Raw genomic sequence first — 993 nt, forward strand, 5'->3', positions numbered from 1 at the left:
CCTCACCCGTTCCACCGCCACCAGCGACAAGACGGTGGAGTGGGAGGACGGCAACACCTACCCCGTCATCGATGTGGAGATCTCCTCGGCGAGCCACCCGTTCTACACCGGTACCCAGCGCGTCCTGGACACCGCGGGCCGTGTTGAGCGCTTCCAGCGTCGGTACGGGCGGAGGGAACGGTGAGTCCGGCCGAGCGCCGTCTGCCGGTGGTGATCGTCGGTGGGCTGTGCGAAGGCGCCCGCCGCGCCGCGGTGGGGGACATCCTGCACACCGTGCCCGGAACCGTGGTGCTCCACCACGACCTGTCGTCCGGCCCCGACCGCTCGGTGCACCGCACCATCCGCGACGTCAACGGACCGGTCAGCAGCGACCACGCCCCGCTGGTGAACGACTGCGCGTGCTGCGCGCTGCGCGAGGACCTGGTCCCGGAGCTGGTGCGGCTGGCCGACGCCGGAACGTATCGGCTGGCTGTTGTGGAGCTGTGGGATTCGGTCGAGCCGCAGGCGATGGCGGCGGTCATCGCGGCGGAAAGTGAAACGCTGGAGCTGACCGGGGTGGCCACGGCGGTCGACCCCGCGCTCGTGCTGCCCTGTCTGTCCAACGGTGACGACCTGGCCGAGGCCGGTATGGCGGCCGCCCCGACCGACGAGCGCACGGTGGCCGACACCTTCGCCCGGCAGATCGAATACCCCACGGTGATCGCCCTCGCCGAAGGCGATGAGCCCGCGGACGACGGCGATCTCGCGCTGCTCGCCCAGCTGACTCCTGCCGCACAGCTGGTGCAGGTGGGCGAGGGCACACTCGGCCCTGCCCTGATGGCCGGATTCGACGTCGAGGCCGCAGCGGCGCGTCAGCATCCGGCGTGTGCGCTGCTGCCGCAGGAGGCCGACGAACACGGGGTCGACACTCTCGTGTGGCGGCGTGAGCGGCCCTTCCACCCGGGGCGGCTCCACGCGGCCCTGGAGGATCTGGTCTGCGCCGCCGCTCGCATC

Annotated in this window: 2 protein-coding genes; both read left to right on the top strand. The window is 71.6% G+C overall.

Translation table 11 applies throughout. The annotated features are described in order from the left end of the window. A partial coding sequence (locus ADL29_RS05645) for a type B 50S ribosomal protein L31 (protein WP_053922644.1) occupies positions 1 to 184 on the top strand: 184 nt, incomplete at its 5' end. Continuing rightward, positions 181 to 993 (top strand): GTP-binding protein (locus ADL29_RS05650; RefSeq protein WP_053922645.1); only part of this gene is annotated, 813 nt, incomplete at its 3' end. The genes ADL29_RS05645 and ADL29_RS05650, both read left to right, overlap by 4 nt.

Origin of the sequence: Streptomyces chattanoogensis, assembly GCF_001294335.1 — a bacterium.
Lineage (GTDB): Bacteria > Actinomycetota > Actinomycetes > Streptomycetales > Streptomycetaceae > Streptomyces > Streptomyces chattanoogensis.